Below are 6,902 nucleotides of genomic sequence, written 5' to 3'. Positions count from 1 at the left end.
ACGTCGCACTCTGAACACCCTGTGTGTCCGAAATAGGGGCGTAAGGGAGTGTTCAATGGCGCAAGGATGTTCGCCCGTAGCGGAGGGAACCGGCGCGCGCCGCATGGAGTGTCAGTCGGTGCGGGTAAGACATCCCTAGTGAGAGGGGCGACACGAACAGGTTGGGCGTCTCGCGTTCGCCATCGGCGTAGCGGCGGTGCGGGTATCTGCCTGGCCTGCGGGAACATCGTCTCGCACCATCGGGTTGGAGCAGTTGTCGGCGTTCGGGGTCAGGAGGAGCCTCTTGTTCTCGGCCGGGTGTCGGCAGTTGGAATGAGCGGTCCCCGCTTGCGGGACTAAGCTGCGGAAGGACAGGGAGGGGACAGCCCCCTTACTGCCTGACCGCTCTGAGGAGCGATTAACGATGTTCGAGAGGTTCACCGACCGCGCGCGGCGGGTTGTCGTCCTGGCTCAGGAAGAAGCCCGGATGCTCAACCACAACTACATCGGCACCGAGCACATCCTCCTGGGCTTGATCCACGAGGGCGAGGGTGTCGCCGCTAAGGCCCTGGAGAGCCTCGGGATTTCGCTCGAGGCGGTCCGCCAGCAGGTGGAGGAGATCATCGGTCAGGGCCAGCAGGCCCCGTCCGGCCACATCCCCTTCACCCCCCGTGCCAAGAAGGTCCTGGAGCTGTCGCTCCGCGAGGCCCTTCAGCTGGGCCACAACTACATCGGCACGGAGCACATCCTGCTCGGCCTGATCCGTGAGGGCGAGGGCGTCGCCGCCCAGGTCCTGGTCAAGCTGGGCGCAGACCTCAACCGGGTGCGGCAGCAGGTCATCCAGCTGCTCTCCGGCTACCAGGGCAAGGAGACCGCCACCGCCGGCGGTCCTGCCGAGGGCACGCCCTCCACGTCCCTGGTCCTCGACCAGTTCGGCCGCAACCTGACGCAGGCCGCTCGTGAGTCCAAGCTCGACCCGGTCATCGGGCGCGAGAAGGAGATCGAGCGCGTCATGCAGGTCCTGTCGCGCCGTACCAAGAACAACCCGGTCCTGATCGGTGAGCCCGGCGTCGGCAAGACCGCCGTCGTCGAGGGCCTCGCCCAGGCCATCGTCAAGGGCGAGGTGCCCGAGACCCTCAAGGACAAGCACCTCTACACCCTCGACCTCGGCGCGCTGGTCGCCGGCTCCCGCTACCGCGGTGACTTCGAGGAGCGCCTGAAGAAGGTCCTCAAGGAGATCCGCACCCGCGGCGACATCATCCTGTTCATCGACGAGCTGCACACGCTCGTGGGTGCGGGTGCCGCCGAGGGCGCCATCGACGCGGCTTCGATCCTGAAGCCGATGCTGGCCCGCGGTGAGCTCCAGACCATCGGTGCCACGACGCTCGACGAGTACCGCAAGCACCTGGAGAAGGACGCGGCCCTCGAGCGCCGCTTCCAGCCGATCCAGGTCGCGGAGCCGTCGCTGCCGCACACCATCGAGATCCTCAAGGGTCTCCGTGACCGCTACGAGGCCCACCACCGCGTCTCGATCACGGACGAGGCCCTCGTCCAGGCCGCGACGCTGGCCGACCGGTACATCTCGGACCGCTTCCTGCCGGACAAGGCGATCGACCTGATCGACGAGGCCGGTTCCCGGATGCGCATCCGCCGGATGACCGCGCCGCCGGACCTCCGCGAGTTCGACGAGAAGATCGCGGGCGTGCGTCGCGACAAGGAGTCGGCCATCGACTCCCAGGACTTCGAGAAGGCAGCTTCGCTCCGCGACAAGGAGAAGCAGCTGCTGGCGGCGAAGGCCAAGCGCGAGAAGGAGTGGAAGGCCGGCGACATGGACGTCGTCGCCGAGGTCGACGGCGAGCTGATCGCCGAGGTCCTCGCGACCGCGACCGGCATCCCGGTCTTCAAGCTGACCGAGGAGGAGTCCTCGCGTCTGCTGCGCATGGAGGACGAGCTCCACAAGCGGGTCATCGGCCAGAAGGACGCCGTCAAGGCGCTCTCGAAGGCGATCCGTCGTACGCGTGCGGGTCTGAAGGACCCGAAGCGTCCGGGTGGTTCGTTCATCTTCGCCGGCCCGTCCGGTGTCGGTAAGACGGAGCTCTCGAAGGCCCTGGCCGAGTTCCTCTTCGGTGACGAGGACGCGCTGATCTCCCTCGACATGTCGGAGTTCAGCGAGAAGCACACGGTCTCGCGCCTCTTCGGTTCGCCCCCCGGCTACGTGGGCTACGAAGAGGGCGGCCAGCTGACGGAGAAGGTGCGGCGCAAGCCGTTCTCGGTGGTCCTCTTCGACGAGGTCGAGAAGGCCCACCCGGACATCTTCAACTCGCTGCTGCAGATCCTGGAGGACGGTCGCCTGACCGACTCCCAGGGCCGCGTCGTGGACTTCAAGAACACGGTCATCATCATGACGACCAACCTCGGCACGCGGGACATCTCGAAGGGCTTCAACCTGGGCTTCGCGGCCACGGGTGACACGAAGACCAACTACGAGCGCATGAAGAACAAGGTGTCGGACGAGCTCAAGCAGCACTTCCGTCCCGAGTTCCTCAACCGTGTGGACGACGTCGTCGTCTTCCCGCAGCTCACGCAGGACGACATCCTCCAGATCGTCGACCTGATGGTCGGCAAGGTGGACGAGCGCCTGAAGGACCGGGACATGGGCATCGAGCTCTCCCAGTCCGCCAAGGAGCTCCTCTCCAAGAAGGGTTACGACCCGGTCCTGGGAGCGCGGCCGCTGCGTCGCACGATCCAGCGCGAGGTCGAGGACACCCTCTCGGAGAAGATCCTCTTCGGCGAGCTGCGTCCGGGCCACATCGTGGTCGTGGACACGGAGGGCGAGGGCGAGAACAAGACCTTCACCTTCCGGGGTGAGGAGAAGTCGGCCCTCCCCGACGTCCCGCCGATCGAGCAGGCCGCCGGTGGCGGTGCGGGGCCGAATCTGAGCAAGGAGGCGTAGCCCCTCCGGGAGCTGCCGGCTCCCGTTCGGAGTGAAGCCTGACATGGGTGGCGCAGGGGTTTCGGCCCCGGCGCCACCCATTGTCGTGTCAGCGCCTCTCGGGCACGGACCCGCATTTACGACATCGAGAAACGAATCTGCGGATGCGTGGCGCGGAGCCGGGCCAGGCTGGAGCGGCCGAGCCCGGTCTGTGCGGAGACGACTCTCGACCTGAGGCGCAGGTGCGTCAGCGCCGGAAACGTCTCGAGGATGCCCTCGACGCTGTCCAGGTCGGTGAGTTCCCGCAGGCTCAGCGTGGTCACGTTCGGGATCGGGGGAAGCCCCGTCGTGCCGACGACCGAGAACATCGAGGTCTCAACGGTGTCGATCGAGGTCGAGTCCCGCACGAAATTCCAGAACAGCATCGGGCGCAACGGGGAGTGCACCGAGATCGAGGTCAGCGATTCCCAGGCCTCGAGGCCCCGGGTGTCGATCAGGCGGAGATCCGGCAGGGCCAGTCGTGTCACGGCCGCATGCACGGGCAGGGCCGCCACCGTCGTGACGCTCGGTGTGGCCAGCGTCAAGGAGCGCAGGGTGGACAGCTCCGGGATCCAGTCGAAGGTGCCCGGCGGCAACTCGGTGCGGAGCGAGAGGGAGAGCTGCTCCACGGCGGGCAGGCCCGCGACAGCGGAGATGTCGGTCAGGGCGGGGACGCTGGAGCTGATGTTCAGGGTCGTCAGGTCGCGGCCGGACTTCCGGAGGAAATCCAGGTCGCAGAGGTCGGGCAGGCGCAGTAGATGCAGGAGATGCGTCTTCGGCAGGCGGGTCTCGTCCAGTTCGGACGAGGTGAAGGGGCCGCTGAGGACGAGGGCCCGGCTGCCGGGCAGTTCGTGCACCAGGCCCAGCTGTTCCCGCGTGCTGACATGGATCGGGACCCGCGCGGGCATCCGGCTGATGACGTCCCTCAGGTACGGGGCGGCGGGAAAGTTCGCCCACGCACCGACGAGGCGGGAGAGCGCCGACAGGGAGACGCCCGAAGTGTCGATGAGCCGACGGGCGTACGGCACGGCCTGAGGGCCGCCCACTTTGCCGACCAGGTCGGCGATCGCGCTCTGCTGTCCGGGGTCCAGCTTCTCGGGGTCTGGAAGGAACGAGAGTACGTAGGGCCCGAGGCGGGCGAGCTGGGGCACTTCGGTTGCGGTGATCATGGCCACGAGGGCAGAGATCCGGTCCCGGATCCGGTCCCGCAGATCGGCCTCCAGCCATGCGGCGTGCTCCGAGCACAGGGCCGCCAGGACGTAGAGCTGGACCCGGAGCCGGTCCGAGGCGGGCGGGGCCTCCGCTTTCTCCAGGAGATCGTCGAGCAGCTCGCCGATCTCGCGCCGGCAGTGCCCGGAGGCGAGCAGGATCACGTCCTGCCACAGCTCGTCCTCGGCGTTGCGGACGAGTTCGGCCAGTGAGCCGCTCTCGACGAGTTCCTTCGCGGCCAGGAAGTCCTGGAACGTGCGGTGGATGAACTGGTACGTGTCGTTGCCGTGCTCCTGGAGCAGGCCGGAGCGGTTGAGGAGGTGGGTGAGGACCGCTTCGGGCCTGCCCTGGACGCGTACCCGTTCCATGCCGACGAGCGCCATCTTCACCTGCGGCAGGGCCTGGGCGTGGGTGAACTCGGACTGGCCGCCGCGCACCAGCCACACCGCGATGCGCTGGAGGATCTGGTGGTGCTCCTCGACCGTCATGGTGATGCCGTCGGGGGCGTCCACCCGGCGCCGCATGTCGCGATTGCCGAGCAGCATCCCCAGCGCCGACTGGTACAGCTTGAAGCGCGTCTCGGGCAGGAAGCCCTGGAGCCGGCGGTGCAGTGCGCAGATGACCCCGCACAGCAAGGGCGTACGGGCGAGGTCGCGCAAGGTGGAATTGTGGCGGAACTGCTGTGACAGCTCCGCCTCCAGCTCGCTCACGAGCTCCGGGTCGTCGTCCAGTCGCGCGGCGCGGTGCCAGGCGGCGATGAACTCCTGGATGTCCTCGTCCCGCATCGGCAGGAGGCGCAGCTCCTGGAAGTTCTCGGCCCCCAGCCAGTCCGGCTCGACGGCCAACGGGCGCACCGTGGCCACGCAGCGGGTGCGCGGATAGCGCGCGAGAAGGGCGGCGAGCCAACGGTGGGCCTCCTCCCGGTCGGCCTGTGGCACCTCGTCGAGCCCGTCCACGAGCAGCAGGCCGCGGCCCGCCATGAGGACCCGGCCGACCCACCCGTGCGGCGGGTCGTCGACCATCAGGCGGGCTACCGACGGCAGTTGCGCGGGTCCTGGGAACGCCTCGGCCTGGGCACGTAGCGTCCGCAGCGGGACGATGAACGGCACCAGCCCGTTGAGCTCGGCGAGGCGCGGCCCCAGGGTGCCGTCCGCGACGTGAGCGGCCAGCCACCACACGAGGGTGGTCTTGCCGGCGCCGGCGTCGCCGCGCACCAGTACGCGCGGCCGGTCCGCGAGGAGCGCGTCGATCCGCTGGGCGGAGCGCCCGGAGAACGAAGGGCGTCGGGTCGTGACCGTGTCGAGGTTGCGTGCGTCCGCCTCGGATGTCCGGGGCGCTGCCTCCAGACTCAGATAGGCGGTGTCGAGGTCCCACTCGGACTCACGACGGCTGAGGTCGTCGAGGCCGAAGATCTTCATCTTCCGGTAGGCGCTCGCGACCGCCAGCGCGTATTCGCGCTCGTACTCACGGTCGAGCGGATGGTGGTCGCTGATCGGCTCCGGCTCGGGGAGGTCGTACGGGACGCTCGGCAACTCGGACAGGTCGCTGATCAGGCTGCCCTCGGCGCGCAGATGGCCGCGGCCCCGGGGGATCTCGGTGACGATGCCCAGGAGTACGTCCCCCGCGAAGACCGGTGCGCCGGACAGCCCGGCGAGCGGGCTCGTGCCGTCCGCCGGCTCCACGGCCGGCGCCCGGTCGAAGGCGAACGTGAGCAGGGTGCGGGGGCGGGCCGCGGCGGGCAGCACCGTGCCGGTGAACTGGTCGGCGGCGAGGTGCCCGGCCGGGCCGTGCCGTTGGATGTCCGGGAAGCCGACGATCTCGCAGTCCGGCAGTGCCCGGTCGGTCGCGAGGCGGCCGACGCGTACGTGCGCCGTGCTGGGCAGGTCCGCCGACGTGTGCAGCAACGCGGTGTCCCGCTCGTCGTCGCGCCAGATGACCTCGGAGGGGATGAGACCGCCGTGGTCGGGGTGGGCGACTTTGGGCGCGGGGTCGGAGCCGACGACGTGGGCGCAGGTCAGGACGAGGCGGGCGTTGAGGGCGGCGCCGCTGCCGCGGAGCTCGCTCAGTACGGCGACCGCGCGGCGTGCCGGGGTCATGCGCCGGTGTGAGGGTGGGGGATCCGGTCGTCGTCGGCAGGGCCGAAGGGGGAGGCGGTATCGGTGGCGGTCGGGCGGGTGCTGCCGACCTTCCAGGGGGCATCGGTCGCGGCGTCGCGCGGGGTGAGCGTGAAGGACACCCGATGCGTGTGACCGGTGGCACGTGAGACGTCGGCACCGGCTTCGGCGACCCAGGCCTTGATCTTTCCGCCTCCCTTGGCCTCCCGGCGCAGCTCCAGAGCGAACTCCATGTCGATGGGACCGACCTCGAAGGACAGGGCTCTGCCCGCCCCGCGCTCGGCCGCCTCGATGAGCTGGTCGCGCACGGAGGCGACCGCGTCAGCGAGCTCGATGCCTTCGAAGGTGCTGCGGTGAGCAGCTCGTGCAGTGCTGTTCGCGCCGTCGCCGACGTCGGCCGATGTGGCGTTGCCCATGTGTCCCCCCGGTCCTGCGCAACTGAGCAAGTCCCTTGATTTTAGCGAGATTTACCCCACTCAGGCGGTCGCTTTGCCCTTCGTGCGGCAGGTGGTGACCGTGCTGCGCCGGAACTCGCCCCGAGGGTAGCCCCGGTCACATTCACCCCCGGTTGGATCTTGCGGCCCGGTGACATGCCGCACAGGCGATTTGTCCGGTACTAGGGGAAATAG

General features: G+C 68.9%; 3 protein-coding genes. 1 reads left to right on the top strand and 2 read right to left on the bottom strand.

The window, feature by feature from the left end; genetic code table 11:
* Positions 1-403: 403 nt before the first annotated feature.
* Complete coding sequence (locus M4J07_RS45910) at positions 404-2,932, top strand: ATP-dependent Clp protease ATP-binding subunit (RefSeq protein ID WP_018531902.1); 2,529 nt, start codon at positions 404-406, stop codon at positions 2,930-2,932.
* Between the two features lie 116 nt (positions 2,933-3,048).
* Here the strand turns inward: M4J07_RS45910 and M4J07_RS45905 are convergent, their stop codons facing one another.
* Together M4J07_RS45905 and M4J07_RS45900 are read right to left on the bottom strand one after the other, a co-directional pair.
* A complete protein-coding gene (locus tag M4J07_RS45905) occupies positions 3,049-6,255 on the bottom strand; it encodes an NACHT domain-containing protein (protein ID WP_255982985.1) in 3,207 nt (1,068 codons plus the stop codon).
* Positions 6,252-6,689, bottom strand: coding sequence for a trypco2 family protein (locus M4J07_RS45900; protein ID WP_255982983.1), 438 nt, complete (start codon positions 6,687-6,689; stop codon positions 6,252-6,254). Before M4J07_RS45900 ends, M4J07_RS45905 begins: the two co-directional genes overlap by 4 nt.
* Positions 6,690-6,902: the final 213 nt, after the last annotated feature.

Source organism: Streptomyces longispororuber (assembly GCF_024448165.1).
GTDB classification, from domain to species: Bacteria; Actinomycetota; Actinomycetes; order Streptomycetales; family Streptomycetaceae; genus Streptomyces; species Streptomyces longispororuber_A.
The sequence above is the reverse complement of the archived record's forward strand: the minus strand, read 5'-3'. Positions and strand labels throughout refer to the sequence as shown.

Coding starts and splice junctions, on each gene's coding strand:
- M4J07_RS45910 (WP_018531902.1), top strand. CDS start 404: ATGTTCGAGAGGTTCACCGACCGCGCGCGGCGGGTTGTCGTCCTGGCT.
- M4J07_RS45905 (WP_255982985.1), bottom strand. CDS start 6,255: ATGACCCCGGCACGCCGCGCGGTCGCCGTACTGAGCGAGCTCCGCGGC.
- M4J07_RS45900 (WP_255982983.1), bottom strand. CDS start 6,689: ATGGGCAACGCCACATCGGCCGACGTCGGCGACGGCGCGAACAGCACT.